The 15,119-nt window shown below is 47.0% G+C and carries 15 protein-coding genes; 4 read left to right on the forward strand and 11 right to left on the reverse strand.

All coding sequences use genetic code 11. From position 1 onward, the window contains the following. Nucleotides 1-56 precede the first annotated feature (56 nt). Complete coding sequence (locus AC58P7_RS16570) at nucleotides 57-188, reverse strand: hypothetical protein (protein WP_497344657.1); 132 nt, start codon at nucleotides 186-188, stop codon at nucleotides 57-59. A 160-nt stretch (nucleotides 189-348) separates the two neighbouring features. After that, complete coding sequence (locus tag AC58P7_RS16575) at nucleotides 349-462, reverse strand: DUF4023 family protein (RefSeq protein WP_082593271.1); 114 nt, start codon at nucleotides 460-462, stop codon at nucleotides 349-351. Between the two features lie 189 nt (nucleotides 463-651). On the opposite strand from AC58P7_RS16575, the gene asnB reads away from it, so the two are divergent. Continuing rightward, entirely contained in the window at nucleotides 652-2,496 is a 1,845-nt protein-coding gene (gene asnB, locus AC58P7_RS16580; RefSeq protein ID WP_497344659.1) for an asparagine synthase (glutamine-hydrolyzing), read from the forward strand. Nucleotides 2,497-2,605: 109 nt separating this feature from the next. Here asnB and AC58P7_RS16585 read toward each other — a convergent pair whose 3' ends face one another. The 3 genes from AC58P7_RS16585 to AC58P7_RS16595 form a co-directional block, all read right to left on the reverse strand. After that, a complete protein-coding gene (locus AC58P7_RS16585) occupies nucleotides 2,606-3,253 on the reverse strand; it encodes an XTP/dITP diphosphatase (protein ID WP_497344661.1) in 648 nt (215 codons plus the stop codon). Continuing rightward, nucleotides 3,237-3,995, reverse strand: a complete 759-nt coding sequence (gene rph, locus AC58P7_RS16590) for a ribonuclease PH (RefSeq protein ID WP_497344663.1) — start codon at nucleotides 3,993-3,995, stop codon at nucleotides 3,237-3,239. The genes AC58P7_RS16585 and rph overlap by 17 nt, the downstream gene beginning before the upstream one ends. Nucleotides 3,996-4,185: 190 nt before the next feature. Then, nucleotides 4,186-5,232, reverse strand: coding sequence for a GerMN domain-containing protein (locus tag AC58P7_RS16595; protein WP_497344665.1), 1,047 nt, complete (start codon nucleotides 5,230-5,232; stop codon nucleotides 4,186-4,188). Nucleotides 5,233-5,534: 302 nt separating this feature from the next. Here AC58P7_RS16595 and AC58P7_RS16600 point away from each other — a divergent pair, with 302 nt between their 5' ends. After that, entirely contained in the window at nucleotides 5,535-6,497 is a 963-nt protein-coding gene (locus AC58P7_RS16600; RefSeq protein ID WP_497344667.1) for a phosphatidylglycerophosphatase A family protein, read from the forward strand. A gap of 113 nt (nucleotides 6,498-6,610) precedes the next feature. On the opposite strand, the gene AC58P7_RS16605 is transcribed toward AC58P7_RS16600, so the two are convergent. The 3 genes from AC58P7_RS16605 to AC58P7_RS16615 are packed head-to-tail and all read right to left on the reverse strand — an operon-like array spanning nucleotide 6,611 to nucleotide 9,052. Next, nucleotides 6,611-7,588, reverse strand: coding sequence for an MBL fold metallo-hydrolase (locus tag AC58P7_RS16605; protein ID WP_497344669.1), 978 nt, complete (start codon nucleotides 7,586-7,588; stop codon nucleotides 6,611-6,613). A gap of 10 nt (nucleotides 7,589-7,598) precedes the next feature. Next, nucleotides 7,599-8,330, reverse strand: a complete 732-nt coding sequence (locus tag AC58P7_RS16610) for a class I SAM-dependent methyltransferase (protein ID WP_497344671.1) — start codon at nucleotides 8,328-8,330, stop codon at nucleotides 7,599-7,601. A gap of 47 nt (nucleotides 8,331-8,377) precedes the next feature. Beyond that, nucleotides 8,378-9,052, reverse strand: a complete 675-nt coding sequence (locus AC58P7_RS16615) for a DUF6483 family protein (RefSeq protein ID WP_497344673.1) — start codon at nucleotides 9,050-9,052, stop codon at nucleotides 8,378-8,380. Nucleotides 9,053-9,248: 196 nt separating this feature from the next. Between AC58P7_RS16615 and AC58P7_RS16620 the strand changes: the two genes are divergently transcribed. After that, nucleotides 9,249-9,470, forward strand: coding sequence for a helix-turn-helix domain-containing protein (locus AC58P7_RS16620; protein WP_028556998.1), 222 nt, complete (start codon nucleotides 9,249-9,251; stop codon nucleotides 9,468-9,470). 206 nt (nucleotides 9,471-9,676) lie between these two features. Beyond that, a complete protein-coding gene (locus AC58P7_RS16625) occupies nucleotides 9,677-9,841 on the forward strand; it encodes a hypothetical protein (protein WP_497344675.1) in 165 nt (54 codons plus the stop codon). A gap of 106 nt (nucleotides 9,842-9,947) precedes the next feature. Here AC58P7_RS16625 and AC58P7_RS16630 read toward each other — a convergent pair whose 3' ends face one another. From AC58P7_RS16630 to nirB, 3 genes are read right to left on the reverse strand one after another with little or no spacing between them, the layout of a single operon-like run. After that, on the reverse strand, nucleotides 9,948-12,056 hold the full coding sequence (locus AC58P7_RS16630; RefSeq protein ID WP_497344677.1) for a molybdopterin oxidoreductase family protein: 2,109 nt from the start codon (nucleotides 12,054-12,056) through the stop codon (nucleotides 9,948-9,950). Between the two features lie 53 nt (nucleotides 12,057-12,109). Next, on the reverse strand, nucleotides 12,110-12,451 hold the full coding sequence (gene nirD, locus AC58P7_RS16635) for a nitrite reductase small subunit NirD (RefSeq protein WP_497344679.1): 342 nt from the start codon (nucleotides 12,449-12,451) through the stop codon (nucleotides 12,110-12,112). Between the two features lie 33 nt (nucleotides 12,452-12,484). Next, nucleotides 12,485-14,908 (reverse strand): nitrite reductase large subunit NirB, encoded by a 2,424-nt coding sequence (gene nirB, locus AC58P7_RS16640; protein WP_497344681.1) that lies wholly within the window; start codon nucleotides 14,906-14,908, stop codon nucleotides 12,485-12,487. Nucleotides 14,909-15,119 lie beyond the last annotated feature (211 nt).

The following is a 15,119-nucleotide window of genomic DNA, read 5'->3' on the forward strand; positions in this document are numbered from 1 at the left end:
GACGAAGAGAAACACCCCTGCCTTATTCCCAGCAAGGGTGCTCGACTACCGTCATTTTACACGGATGGTCTGTTTGGTTGATGGTGACCTGGTTCTGTTGAATCCAGATTCGATTGAATACGAGATGATTGCTTCGAGTGATCGATTGCGCTTTGCGTTTTCTGATTCATATTTTTCTTTTTACCCATGGTAAGCAACTCCTTCTATTTATAGAGTGAACGCCACATTAGTATGGAGGGTTTCGGCACCCAATATGCTGGTTATCTTCTCCAACTTAGTGGGGCTGTCTGAAAAACAAAAAGCCTGTAGGAATCTCTCCCTACAGGCTTTTGCTCATGCCATAAGACGTTAGTGCATCTTGTGAGGCAAGTTCTTGCCTGTCTGACCGTCACCTTGAGTCCTTTTATTCTTCTCGGCTTTCCTCTGCTTCTCATGCAGCTTGCTAATGAAATGACTATCCATGAGCACTCGCCTCCTGAAGAAAGAATGGCATTACCCTTTTAGAATGTCACGGAAGCCCGAAATTTAATCACCTTCGTCACAAAAACCACGTCCTGCTTGCTCCTACCTCTTTCTGGACAGACATTTAATACCTTCCATTTGCATACCCTTTATCATTATGCTCTCTCCAAAAGAAAGGAAGGAACGTCTATGTGCGGAATAACGGGTTGGATAGATTGGCGGAAAGACTTGACCGGGTACCCGTCCATTCTAGAAAATATGACGGAAACGCTCCATCTGCGTGGACCTGATGCCTCAGGTACCTGGATTTCACAGCATTGTGCCCTTGGACACCGACGCCTTAGTGTTATGGATCCTGAGAACGGCGCTCAGCCGATGGTCCGCAAACAAGGCGACTATACGTATACCATCGTATATAATGGCGAACTCTATAACGCTCCAGAGTTAAAAAAAGAGCTCGAGACTCGCGGTCATCACTTCCGCACGAATTGTGATACCGAAGTGCTGCTGGTTGCTTTTATCGAGTGGGGAAATTCATGTATCGACCGCCTGAACGGTATCTTTGCCTTCGCTGCCTGGAATGACCAAGAGCAATCACTGACCTTAGTACGGGACAGACTCGGCGTAAAGCCTCTTTTTTATTCACATCAGGAAAATGTTCTGTTATTCGGCTCTGAACCAAAAGCTATTCTAGCTCACCCCGATTTCAAAGCTGAGGTGGGTGCTGAAGGTTTTGCTGAAATATTCGCTGTCGGACCAGCACGAACGCCTGGGCATGGGATTTATCGCAACATGTCGGAGCTGAAGCCAGGTCAATTTGCCATTTTTGATCGGAATGGGCTATCCATTCGAACGTATTGGAAACTCGAAAGCCACCAACATGCCGACGATATCTCTGCTACTGCGGAGCAAGTTGGGCAATTGCTTCGGGATACAGCGGAGCGACAACTTGTTTCGGATGTGCCCATCTGTACCTTACTTTCAGGCGGGCTCGATTCCAGCGCACTTACCGCGCTTGCAGCGGCTCATTATAAGGAAATCGGGCAAGGATCTCTCCACACCTTCTCCGTCGATTACAAGGATAATGATAAGCATTTCAAAGCGAATATATTCCAACCGAACTCAGATGCACCATGGATCAAGCGGATGACTGATCATCTTGGCACGGAGCATCATTATATTGAATTTGATACACCAGAGCTTGTTGAATCTCTGAAAACAGCTGTTCTAGCTCGCGATACCCCAGGGATGGCCGATGTTGATGGGTCTCTTTATTTATTTTGCCGCGAAATTAAAAAGGAAGCGACGGTTGCCATCTCCGGAGAAGCTGCTGACGAAATATTCGGTGGATACCCATGGTTCCACAATGAAGAAGCACTAGAAGCAGGCACGTTTCCTTGGTCACTGAAGCTTGCGAATCGGGTTGACCTGCTCGCTCCAGACTTCGTCGATTGGATTAAGCCCGTGGAATATGTGAACAATCGCTATCAGCAAGCGTTAAGCGAGGTCCCTCGGTTAGCTGGAGAAACAAGAGCACAGAATCGCATGCGGGAAATGTCCTATTTGAACATTACACGTTTCATGCCAACACTTCTTGATCGTAAAGATCGCATGAGTATGGCCGTTGGCCTCGAGGTACGCGTCCCGTTCTGTGATCACCGCCTGGTTGAATACGTATGGAACATTCCTTGGGAAATCAAGACTTCGGGAGATCGGGAAAAAGGCATTTTGCGTAAAGCGCTAAGAGGTGTATTACCTGAAGATGTACTGACGCGGAAGAAAAGTCCGTATCCGAAAACGCATAATCCCAATTATTTAACGGCCGTTAGAAAATGGGTGCTGGAAATTTTGGATGACCCCTCATCCCCTATTTTACCCTTCATAGATGTCAAAAAGATTCGCGCACTCGCTAGCTCGGAATCAAATGAGTTCAATCTCCCTTGGTTTGGGCAGTTAATGACGGGTCCTCAGCTATTCGCGTATTTGGCTCAAGTGGATATGTGGCTGCGTACGTATAAGATATCGATTCGATAGAGGATTGGAACGAAATAGCAAAGAAAAAGAGGAAGAACGAAGGAAAGTGAAAAAGATGAAAAGACCTACCATCCACGTATACACGTGGGGTGGCAGGTCTTTTTTGATATTAGTTAGTTTGATCAGGAAGTTGATCCAGAAACATGCGCAGTGCTTTGGCACGGTGACTCATTTCATTCTTCTCTTCCATTGTCAGTTCAGCCATTGTCCGGCCTAATGATGGGATATAAAACAACGGATCGTAGCCAAAACCACTTTCGCCTCGTTCTTCATGAATGATGTAGCCTTGGCAGACATCTTCTGCTTCGATGACTTCATTCGCAACAGGATCAATCAAGGTTAGCGCACAAACGAAGGAAGCCTCACTTAACAGCGGCGGATGACCTTCTCCAGCAGTCAGTTCAGCCTTATCCTCCAGCTCATGCAAAGCCTGAAGAAGCCGCGCATTATTGTCAGCATCCGATGCATTTTCTCCCGCGTAGCGAGCCGAATACACACCTGGATCACCGCCTAATGCTGTAACGCATAAGCCAGAATCATCAGCAAGCACGGGCACATGTAGATGTGCCGAGATAATCTGAGCCTTAATCCGTGCGTTTTCAGCAAATGTCTTCCCACTCTCGACGATTTCCGGTAAATCCGTGTAATCTGCCAAACTTCGAACTTTGTAGCCTTTGGCACCAAAAAGCTTCGCGAACTCCTTCACCTTGCCTTCGTTACGCGTTGCAATGACGACAAAATTACTTTGTAGCCGCATGCTGGGCACCTCGAATACGGTCAGCGATCGGGCCTAGTACACCCGACTGTACTTCAATCATGGTGTTAATACCCGCTTCTGCTAGCGCCAATAACTCATCTAGTTCTTTACGCGAAAATGGCGCATCCTCACCTGTTCCTTGAACTTCAACGAATTGACCTCGCCCCGTCATGACGACGTTCATGTCCACTTTCGCCTTCGAATCCTCTTCATAATTAAGATCCAATTTCGGCGTGTCACCAATAACACCCACACTGACAGCTGCAAGGAAATCAGTGATCGGGAACTTGACTAGATTTTTATCATTCGCAAGCTTGTTAATGGCAAACGCCATAGCTACGAATGCACCTGTAATGGAAGCTGTACGCGTGCCGCCATCAGCTTGAATGACATCGCAATCCAGCGTGATGGATCTTTCGCCTAGCGCTTCCAAGCTCACAACGGAACGAAGCGCACGCCCGATCAGACGTTGAATTTCCATCGTCCGTCCACCGAGCTTACCCTTTGCTGCTTCACGTTGATTTCTTACTTGCGTTGCTCGCGGCAGCATCGAATACTCCGCCGTCACCCAACCTTTCCCTTGTCCCTTCATAAAAGGGGGAACACGATCTTCAACCGTAGCTGTACAAATGACTTTCGTATCCCCGACCTCAATGAGGACCGAGCCTTCTGCGTGTTTTATATAATGAGGGGTAATTTGCATAGGTCGTAGTTCTTGATCATTTCTTCCACCAATTCTCATAAATGTCTTTCTCCTCCTGTAGCTCTATACGAAGCTCTAATCCTTATGCCCCATTGTATCAAACTAGCCAAGGAAAAGCATCCTGCGACAAACGAATAGAGAAATTATCGAAATAAACAACTAAAAACTACTAGGCACTCCCCTGTTAAGTACAGCGAGTAACCTAGTAGTTCTTGAGCAACGTATGTTTTTACAGCTTCGCTGGATTAATATGTGCTGGTCGAAGGACAGGCTTACTGTAGTTCTGATTATCTGTGGACGTAATCTTCACAGCGCCATCCACTTTAATTTGGACCTGTTTAAACGTCGTATTCTCTGTTAATGACAAGATGACAGATTGCAAGGCATCGGCTGAAGCTTTCTGATCAGCACCCAACAGCTTATTGGAGAAGTCAACCGTGATCAGACCCTCACCCGGCTTAATGCTCTTTACTTCGGTTGTTGCATTTAAGACAGCTGCAAGTCCCTTTTTCTGATCTGGTCCTTTAATTAACTGCTCTACAACAGCTTTAGCCACATCATCCGTTCGCTTAATGAGACGAGTCACAGGGACATAATATTTGTAGTTTTGATCATTTTGATTTAAGAAATAGAGGGTAACTGGTGTGGATTGACCAAATTCAGTGTCCTCTGCTTTCTCCAGGTTGATCCCCATGGAACGAGCTAACGGAGTATCCAGTGGTGTTTTTCCTTTCGGCATTTCTTTCAAGTCCTTGCCATCCACGCGCAGCTGAACCTTCTCAACAGAGGTGAAATTCGTTAAGTTCCAAGTAATGGCTTCAAGCAGCTTTCTTTCATCCTTCACATCGTAGTTGAGGAACTCTTTCGAGAAATCAACCACAGCGCGTTTGTCAGAGGTTATATTTAGGCTAATCACTTTAGTCCCCTTCGGCAGAAGCGCTTGGAATCCTGCAGGCAACTGGCTTGTTTCTGGACCTCCGTCCACCATATACTCCAATGTGGTCTTAGCTACGGAAAGTGTTTTGGGCAATGCTAGACTCACCGGTGTGACAAAGCCTTTGGCGTCTTTCACATAAACGGTCATCTGTGACGTGATATCTTCGGTCATGTCGACTGTAACTGCAGCTGAAGTCGTCTTTGCGTCTACCTCTGCACCCGTTGTCGGAGGTGCATCGATGTCACTCTTCTTTCCGGTGCCCAAAATCGAACATCCCGTGGTCAGGAGAACAATCACCCCCGCTAAAGCGGCTGAACGAATCCAATGTTGATGTTTCATTTGCTTATTTCCTCCTTCGAGTTTTGCTATTCGCATGGCCTGTACGAGGCTATTTCGTATTATTATGTATACGAGGCTTTGTCCGATTTATAACTACTTTTTGTCCCCCTTTTTTTAAAATGTGAACCACGTATCCATTCTTCGTCAATTCGAACTCATATGCTATACTGAATACCAGCGTGAACCCAAAACAAACGACTACACCGTTCTCTTAGGACGTATCACAGTGTTTATCAAGAAATATGCTCTAATTATCAAGTGAAACATATACTTTCTGATATTTGAACAAGGAGGTGCTTGTGATGAGAACATTTCTGAAAGAAAAGACCCTCATTTTCAACGAATTTAGAGAAGAGGTTTTCAGCCATTATCCACAAGCTGTCATCGAGGAAGCTGTTGCTAGATTACTTGTTGAAATTAAAGGAATCAAGAAGATTCCCACAGAGTTGATTACAACCACCTTACTAGGTGTTTTAAGTAAAACCGAAACATTCAATGTCATGTCTACCCTGATGGAACTTCAAAAAAAGGTTAAGCATGATGCTGAGCTGCTAGCTAGTATGAAAGATCCTGCGTATAACGTTCATCGCACCATTGCGATGTCGATCTGCGGGCTTTATGGGAGCGGCGCTATTTCGCTTTTTGGCTTCATCGATTGTAAATTCCGCTTCTTCTTTCCGACGAAACGACCTAAATCCTTCATCTCCAAGGGGATTTGTGCGATTGTCGCGTCAACCGCCTCCGTGATTATTTCCGATCGTGTGAAAATCGATTACTCCAAACGTAATCTACAAATGTTGGAAGCACGCGGTGTGCTTCTGGAAGATATGGTCGATATCCTTGATCAACTGCAGCGTCCTTACAATCCGGATATGCCGAGAAGCCTCTGTGAAGAGCATATCCTTGCGGTTCTGCGCAAGCAGCAAACCTTTCACGCGCTTCAACTCGCGATCAAAATTGACACAGCTGTCGAAGCCAAAGAATTCAATCCCCAATACAATCACATTGTCGGGATGGATGAAGGTCTTTTCGGCGTGGATGAAAGCATTGCGACCGCCGTTCCCCTGATGTATGGAACCATCGCACTCACGAATTTCGGCTATCTCGACAAAGAGAAAATAGGGATTATCGAGAGACTCGATAGTGATCACACTGATGGCAAGTGCAATACATTTATTGATGATATGGTATGTGGGATTGTGGCGGCAGCTTGTGGGCGATTGGCGCATAATAATACACCGACATTGAGTAAGCCGGTGAAGTAAAGCGGCTGCCACCGCATATTACCTAATCTTCAATGAGTGCTACGTTCATCCATCAGTGGCTGAATTCACACAAAGAAACCTCCAACAAATAAATTGTTAGAGGTTTTTTTACGTTATTTTGATACCGCGACGTAGTACACGCGTTCTGCCTGCGGATCCACCTGCTGGATGCGACCTTCGGCCTCCAGCAGGATCAAGTGTGCGATCGTCTCCGACAGCGCGAATCGCATCTGGTGAATGCTCAACCGGTCTCCGAACGTCGCTCTGCACACCTCATAAGCGCTCTGCGGCGCGCTTAGCTGCCCTTCCATGAGCGCAAGCCGCTCATGGTGATGGCGCACGAGCTCCGCCGTGCGTGCGTTAAAGCCCTGCCATGGCTCCCGGTGCCCCGGGTAAGCCATCACAACCGGCAGCCTGCCGATCTCCTGCAGGCTGCTCAGGTACGCGCCGAGCGGGTTTTCTTCCACCTGCGGGAGGAAGGAAACGTTCGGCGATATTTGCGGCAGTACGTGGTCGCCGCAAAACATCACCTGCGCCTCAGCGTCGTAGAAGACGAGATGCCCCGCGGCATGGCCGGGGGTCTCGATGGCTTCATAGACGCGGTCGCCGAGGCGCACAGGCCCTTCGTGCAGCAGGGTTACCTGCGGCTGCGGGGAAACCAAGTCGACGAAGCTCACCATGTGCTTCGTCATCTCTTCCAGCCCGGCTTCAGGGAAACCGTGCCGGGCGAAAAGCTCTAGGAGCAGCGGAGACATCGGCTGCTCAGGGCCCCACAGGAGCTGCACCTGCGCGCAGCCGGTCTCCGAAAGGAGAACCGGCGCGCCCGTGCGCTCCTGGAACCAACCGGCCATCCCGTAGTGGTCGGGATGGTGGTGGGTGAGCACGATTTGTTCCACGTGCTCGAATTCGATCCCTTGCTCCTGCAGCACCTGCAGCCAGAGCGCTTCAGCTTCCGGGGTGTGTAATCCCGGATCGATGACCGTGTATCCGCGGCTGCCCCGAATTAGATACGCATTCACCCAGCGTAAAGGAAATGGCAACGGGACCTTAACTTGTATAATTTCATCTGTATGTACAGTCACGACGTTCATATCCGAGTTGTCATCCTTCCTTATGTCCAACAAAAATCATCCGACTCGAAGCTTCTGGCGAATAGGCCTGACCTTCATAGCCCCCAAAGACATGATCGATATGTAAACCGGATTTTTGCAGCATAGACTCAAATACCGGACGCTCATACAACTTAACCTGCTCCAAATAATGGCGGTCAGGCTCGCCCTCTTGCGAAATCACGATCCGTTTGCGCACACAGCCATCTTCGATCGCTCTCGTTTCACGAATCATCAGATCATCTTCCATGCGTGCCGACTGCGAAACCAAGTTCGCCTTCACGAAAACAGGATTCAGAAAATCGATGATGAATCGGCCTTCCTTTTTTAACAGCCGATGCATCTCATAAAGCACCTTCTCATTCTGCTCATCCTCATCAAAATAACCAAAAGACGTAAATAAGTTCACAACCGCATCAAACTGCTCGCTTAGCGGCACATCTCTCATATCCCCATGAATCCATGTCACTTGCCCATCCATATCAAGCTTGAGCGCTTCCTGCAGCAGAACTTTCGATAAATCAACACCAGTTACTGTGAAGCCGAATTCCGAGAGCGCCATTGAATGCCGTCCCATTCCACAACATAAATCCAAAATTTCCGACCCTTGCGCAAGCTCTAACCAGTCAACCATTTTCTTCACTTCATGATAAGCGCCCTGCATGTCTCTATGTTTATAAACCAGTAAATAATCGTTCCCAAAACTTTCTTGATACCAAGCCATCTTTTCAACACCTTCAGCTTTATGATTAAAATTCTACGAATAAATTGTTATAAGAGCAGCCTCTGTTTCATGATCCGCAAACCCTCGAGCGCTTCTTCCTTACTAAAATTGCCCGCCTTCAATTGCTCGTCCTCTATTTGCAATAACTTTTCATAAAAAATAAGACCTTGTTTCGGTACCTCTAACTTCTCCGGATGGTCTTCCATATAATGAAATAAGACATCTTCAACCTTCGCGTAATTCCCATGCTTCTCATAGTGTTCAAAAAGCAACCTCTGGATGCCTTCTGGGATTTCCCAGCCTTGCAGATGATCCAAACTCTGGGCCATTCGAGAGGCAATTTCCGGATTGACCTCATCCTCGGGCTCAACTTCTTCCGATACTGACAAATGCAACAGCAGATCTAACGACTTCAGGTAAGCCCAGTAAGCTTCCCCCTTCTCCTCATGCTCGTGTAGCAGATCACCCTGCCCTACAATCATATCACTGATCACCAGTGCTTTTGCCGTATCAATACGCCCCTGGTAGGATAGCAAATCCAGAATATCCTTACTGGACAAAGACTGCAGAGAGCGAATATTCAATCCAAGTAAATGACGACTTGCTTCATCTAACTGTCTCTGCGCATCTTCGATCGGGATATGTTCTTTATTAAAAAGAATCCGATGCAGCACCACCATCAATTGTTCAATCTGTCGCATCAAATAATCACGTCTGAACATCCGAAGCAGCCCCTTTCGGTTTCAAAATACACCTTATTTTAGCTTACCACGCCTCGCCGCGAAACTCAAAAATACAAACCGCCTATTTTTCTTCAGATACCGCACCATTGACAACAGCCCTTCATAAACTAATTTTGACTGTATCCCTTAACCTTGTAATTCCCAATACCCGAGCAAGGAGGGGTGACACACATCCATGGGCAGCGACCACAAAAACAAATTTTTACTTACGAACCGCGAACGCGAAGTATTCGAACTCTTAGTGCAGGACAAAACGACAAAGGATATCGCACAGCAGCTTTTCATAAGTGAAAAGACTGTGAGGAATCATATATCGAACGTCATGCAAAAGCTGAACGTAAAGGGTCGTTCACAAGCGGTTGTAGAACTGATTAAGCTTGGGGAATTAAAGATCTGATTCCGTCAGCAAAGGGATCCATGTAAGCCACCGCCCCTCCTTCGGAGGGAAACGGGGGCTTTTATGTTTGATCGTCACCGCTTCCTCTGTGTTAAATACATAAAATACAGTTTGATTTGGTGCTAAACGAAGCAATACAAACGATGAATAATATCCCACTATTCGCAAATAATACTTTTCGTTGTAACTACAAGAGGAGGATCAATATGAAACACATTGTTAGGGAACATGTTGCAAGTGAAGCTGGAATATCAGAATTTCAAGCCGAGAAAGCTGTCGAAGCAGTCATTGATTATTTCAAGACAAGACTTCCTGTTGAAGTCAACAATGAAATACAAGGTTGCTTATTTGGTGAAGACCATCATGACTAACTCCCGTTAAGGGAGTTTTTCTTTAGTTTGTGGGTTTAGGTGTTAACTCAACAACAAACCACCCCAGTTGGCCATTACCAACTGGGGTGGTTTGTATCTTTCCAATCTATTCAACTCGCTCAACCTTGACTGCGCAAATTTTAAACTCCGGCATACGGCTCGTTGGATCCAAGGCATCGTTCGTCAATACGTTGATCGAATGCTCGTCGCCCCAATGAAAAGGAACGAAAACGGTGCGAGGCTGAATGCCCTCGGTGACCTTGACTTGAAAAACAAGTGAACCACGCCGGCTTGTGATCCGGATCTTCTGCTCCATACTTAGGCCAATTCGTTTGGCCAAAGAAGGGTGTATCTCGGCAACCGGAACGGGTGCCTTTTTATTCAATGCTTCGGTTCGGCGCGTCTGCGCACCGCTTAAATAATGGTTAGCCAGACGGCCCGTTGTCAGCACGAAAGGATAGTCGGTATCAATGGGCTCTGCTGGCATTTTCGGCTGGATGCCGAACAATTTGGCTTTACCATCCGCATGATGGAAACGATCTTGGAATAATTGCGGTGTTCCTGGATGGTCAGCCGATGGACAAGGCCAGAAAATCCCTTTCTCCTCTTGCAAGCGCTCATAGGTGATGCCGCTATAATCAGCCTTGCCACCTGCGGTTGCTGCAGCTAGTTCACGAAACACCTCTTCAATACCCGCATATTGAAAGTAGGCACCCCGTCCTAGCGCTTCCGCCAGTTCACTTATGATGTGAAAATCGAGTTTGCTATTTCCCGGAAGCTCCATAGCCTTCCTCCGATGGAACACGCGACCTTCTAGGTTGGTCATGGTGCCTTCCGCTTCGGCGAACGAAGATGCCGGCAATATATAATGCGCGTAACGTGCCGTTTCTGTTTCGAACATGTCCGCGACCACGAGTAAATCTAGTTTCTGTAAAGCACGTTCGACCATCCGATTATTCGGACTCGAAACGAGTGGATTGGAGCCGAGAACGATTAAAGCCTTGATCTCGCCTTCATCAATCTTTTGCAGCAGCTCATAGGCGGAAACACCTTTCCCCGGTAGCTCGTTGGGATCGATGCCCCATACTTTCGCCACATGCTCGCGTGCAGCAGGATCTTCGATCAAGCGGTAGCCTGGGAGCTGATCGGCTTTTTGACCATGCTCGCGGCCTCCTTGACCGTTCGCTTGACCGGTCACAGCCCCATAGCCGCAGCCTGAACGCCCTATTTTACCCGTGAGGAGCGTCATGTTAATGTAATTGAGTGTGTTCTCAACCCCATTCACTTGCTGCTCCAAGCCTCTTGCGGTTAGCACGATTCCCGTCTCCGCCTTTGCGAAACCACGAGCGATTGTACGAGTCACCGCTTCAAGCACGCCTGTTAAATACTCAACTCGAGCTGGTGTAAACGATTTGACAGCTTCTTTCACTTGTTCGAAGCCAGATGTACGTGATTGAATGAACTTTTGATCAACGAGTTTCTCTTCAATCATCACATGCAGGAGCCCATTAATGAATACAGAGTCGAAGCCCGGTTGAAGACGGACATGAATATCTGCTGTCTTAGAGGTCATTGTATTGCGCGGATCGATGGTCACGATCACGGCGCCTTTTTTCTTTGCCTCTAATAGATATGGCATCATCGTAGGTTGGCACTCGGCGATATTCGTGCCTGCTAGAATGATATATTTCGCATTGGGAATTTCCGATAATGGCATCGTCATCCCACGATCGATACCAAAAGCTTGGTTACTCGCCGCAGCAGCCGATGACATACAATAACGGCCGTTGTAGTCAATATATTTTGACCTAAGCGCCACACGTGTAAACTTACCAAGTAAGTAACTTACTTCATTCGTTAAAGATCCGCCGCCGTAGACGCCTATCGCATCCCGACCGTGTTCAGCTTGCAACGCTTTGATTTTCTCAGCGATATCCGAATATGCATGCTCCCATGATACGGGTTGCCATTGACCTACTCTAGCTTTCTCCCTATGAAGAGGTTCCAGAATACGCTCCGAGTGAATAACATGCTCCAAAGCATTCAAGCCTTTTTGACATAGACGACCTGTTGCAACTGGAAAGTTCACACTCGGCTTAACTGTGAGACCCTCTGTCTTCTCACTCGGTAAGATCTCCAATCCACACTGCATACTGCAAAAGCAACAATGGGAGGAGGGTTGTTCATCCGATAATGCGACCAGTGCTGATTTCATCGCACCCCACCCCCGCTCAAGCTCTCTTTATATTTGTAAAAGAACTAGCACGCTTATTCCTTGTTCGTTGGAAATCCAATGTACACCGTTCCATCTTCCACTTTGGTTACATACGTCTGTACACAGCCTGTATCAGGAGCTTGCACAAGTCCAGAAGGCAAATGGATCTTGCGATCATGCATCGGACAAAAAACGTGGTCGTCAGAGACAATCCCTTCGGCAAGAACGCCTTCTTTGTGTGGACAACGATTATGAATCGCATGAAGCTTTCCGCTTTTCAACTTGAACAGAGCTACTTCTTCCCCTTGATAACGAATCGTTTTCCCAATATTAAATGCTAACTCCTCATAGGATACAGCTTGCACCCAAATCATTTGCTCATTTTGTGTTATCATTTTCTCTGCTCCTCCCGGTTTATCTCTCTATTTCTAATTCAACTCAACAACTTCATACAAATCACGTTGGATTTTCTTGCTATCAATTGCTTGTTTCCAAGGATCTTGTGTCACAGAAAGCGCCAAATCCATACGCTCACACAATTGTTTGCGCTCCGCTTCATTCTCTACAACTTCACGGATATGCTCGATGCCCAGACGGTGTACCCACTCGCTCGTACGCTCGCCATATTTCCCTGTTTCACGGTAATATTGCAGATAGGCTTCGGTATATTCAATTATTTCTTGTTCCGTTTTGACCGTGCTTAATAGATCACCAACACGTACCTTCACGCCACCGTTACCTCCAGCGTAAAGCTCCCAACCGCCATCAACGGACACAACTCCCAAATCTTTAATCCCTGATTCCGCACAATTTCGCGGACAACCTGATACGGCAAGCTTCACTTTAGCTGGCGTATTCAAGCGTTCGAAGCGTTTCTCCAGCTCGATACCAACACCCATCGCATCCCCTGTACCGAAGCGGCAGAAAGTTTCGCCGACACATGTTTTTACCGTACGCAATGCTTTTCCATAAGCATAGCCTGATGGCATATCCAACGCTTCCCACATCGCGGTCAGGTCTTCTTTTTTCACGCCAAGTAAGTCTAGACGTTGTCCTCCGGTGAATTTCACTGTTGGAACATTGAATTGTTCAGCTACCTCAGCAATACGCTTGAGCTCTGTTGGATTCGTCACACCGCCATAAATCCGTGGAACAACAGAATATGTTCCATCCTTTTGAATGTTGGCATGCATACGCTCATTGACAAATCGGGACGTGCTATCATCTTTATATGTTTCAGGGCTGATCATGCCTAAGTAATAGTTAAGCGCTGGGCGACATTTGGAGCAGCCTTCTTCATTTTTCCATTCGAGGACGTTCATCACTTCACGTACATGAGTTAATCCTTTTTCACGAATAGCGGTAACCACTTCATCACGCGTATGCGTTGTACAGCCGCAAATCGTTTCTTTCGCCGCGTTTTTATCATAAGAATCGCCTAGGGTATAGGCTAGCAAATCACTAACTAACGGCTTACAGCCGCCGCAGGAACGTGATGCTGTCGTGCAATTCTTCACTTCATCGACCGTCGTTAAGCCTTGATCCTTAATAGCGGAACAAATCGTCCCTTTCGTGACACCGTTACAGCCGCAAATAATGGCGTCATCCTTCATGTCAGCAACACCGGAAGCAGCGCCGCCACCGCCAGAAGCATCGGTCAAAATTGCTGTTTTTGCCATACCGCTAATATCTGTTTCTTCACGAATCATTTGCATGAGTCGCGTACCGTCTGCTGTATCTCCGAAGAGCACCGCCCCGATAATTTTGTTGTCTTGGATGACGACTTTCTTATAGACACCCGTGAACTCATCATGAATACGAATCGCTTTGGTTCCTTCTGCATCCACGAATTGACCACCGGAGAATACGTCAACTCCAGATACTTTAAGCTTCGTGTATAAAATAGAGCCTTCATACGGGCCTGTTTCTACGCCAGCCAAATGCTTCGCCAGTACCGCACCTTGCTCATATAGCGGTGCTACTAGACCATAAGCAATGCCCCTGTGCATCGCACATTCGCCGACTGCGTATACATTCGGAACGCTCGTTTGTAAATAATCATTTACGATAATTCCTGGATTGCACTCGATGCCGGATTCTTTCGCAAGTGCCACATTCGGTCTGATTCCGACTGCCATAACAATGAGATCCGCTTCAGCAACCGTGCCATCCTTGAATTTCAGGCCAGTTACCCGTTTGTCTCCCACGATTTCTGCCGATTGCTTCTCCAGCAAGAAATTGATCCCTTGCTCTTCTAACGCTGCTTGAAGCATTTTGGAAGCAGTGCGATCTAGTTGTCGTTCCATGATCGTATCCACGATATGAACAACATCGACTTTCATGCCGAGATTAAGGAAACCGCGCGCCGCTTCTAGTCCTAGCAAGCCGCCGCCAATAACGATGGCTTTTTTGTACTTTTTAGCCGACTCGATCATGATTTCACAATCTCGGATCGTTCTGTAGGCCATGACGCCTTCTTTATCTGCTCCAGGCAATGGAATCATGAAAGGATTGGAGCCTGTTGCCAAAATTAATTTATCGTAGGATACCGTCAGGCCTTTATCGCTTGTTACGGTTTGCGTAACAGTGTCGATACCTGTGATCGTTTGATTTGTGTATAAAGTAATGTTGTTATTGGCATACCATTCGTAAGGATGAATCACGATATCCTCGACCTTAGAATCTCCGGAGAGTACATAAGACAACAAGATTCTATTGTAGTTCGGATGCGGTTCACTTCCGAATATCGTAACCTCATATTTATCTGGTGTCAGCTTTAGTAAATGTTCAACGGCGTTAACGCCTGCCATTCCGTTTCCGACCAGGACTAACTTCTCTTTTTTGACTGTCATTGTGATCATCCTTCCATCCATTTACTAGGATAAAGCTTCGTATTTGTATAGTTGAGAAAAAGGGTCATTTAGGAGCTAGGCCCCCAAATGACAAATTGGGATATGGAGCTTGAGCAGTTCGATTGAACTGGCAAAGACGCTAGTCGTAACGTCTTTGCCCATACAGCCTGCGGGGCAAGCTGCATGAGCAAACACTTTACGGATTACCGCT

The organism is Paenibacillus sp. J22FR5 (genome assembly GCF_059691975.1).

Excerpts from the sequence above, each read along its gene's own strand:
- AC58P7_RS16570 (WP_497344657.1), bottom strand. The coding sequence starts at position 188 with ATGGGTAAAAAGAAAAATATGAATCAGAAAACGCAAAGCGCAATCGAT.
- AC58P7_RS16575 (WP_082593271.1), bottom strand. The coding sequence starts at position 462 with ATGGATAGTCATTTCATTAGCAAGCTGCATGAGAAGCAGAGGAAAGCC.
- asnB (WP_497344659.1), top strand. The coding sequence starts at position 652 with ATGTGCGGAATAACGGGTTGGATAGATTGGCGGAAAGACTTGACCGGG.
- AC58P7_RS16585 (WP_497344661.1), bottom strand. The coding sequence starts at position 3,253 with ATGCGGCTACAAAGTAATTTTGTCGTCATTGCAACGCGTAACGAAGGC.
- rph (WP_497344663.1), bottom strand. The coding sequence starts at position 3,995 with ATGAGAATTGGTGGAAGAAATGATCAAGAACTACGACCTATGCAAATT.
- AC58P7_RS16595 (WP_497344665.1), bottom strand. The coding sequence starts at position 5,232 with ATGAAACATCAACATTGGATTCGTTCAGCCGCTTTAGCGGGGGTGATT.
- AC58P7_RS16600 (WP_497344667.1), top strand. The coding sequence starts at position 5,535 with ATGAGAACATTTCTGAAAGAAAAGACCCTCATTTTCAACGAATTTAGA.
- AC58P7_RS16605 (WP_497344669.1), bottom strand. The coding sequence starts at position 7,588 with ATGAACGTCGTGACTGTACATACAGATGAAATTATACAAGTTAAGGTC.
- AC58P7_RS16610 (WP_497344671.1), bottom strand. The coding sequence starts at position 8,330 with ATGGCTTGGTATCAAGAAAGTTTTGGGAACGATTATTTACTGGTTTAT.
- AC58P7_RS16615 (WP_497344673.1), bottom strand. The coding sequence starts at position 9,052 with ATGTTCAGACGTGATTATTTGATGCGACAGATTGAACAATTGATGGTG.
- AC58P7_RS16620 (WP_028556998.1), top strand. The coding sequence starts at position 9,249 with ATGGGCAGCGACCACAAAAACAAATTTTTACTTACGAACCGCGAACGC.
- AC58P7_RS16625 (WP_497344675.1), top strand. The coding sequence starts at position 9,677 with ATGAAACACATTGTTAGGGAACATGTTGCAAGTGAAGCTGGAATATCA.
- AC58P7_RS16630 (WP_497344677.1), bottom strand. The coding sequence starts at position 12,056 with ATGAAATCAGCACTGGTCGCATTATCGGATGAACAACCCTCCTCCCAT.
- nirD (WP_497344679.1), bottom strand. The coding sequence starts at position 12,451 with ATGATAACACAAAATGAGCAAATGATTTGGGTGCAAGCTGTATCCTAT.
- nirB (WP_497344681.1), bottom strand. The coding sequence starts at position 14,908 with ATGACAGTCAAAAAAGAGAAGTTAGTCCTGGTCGGAAACGGAATGGCA.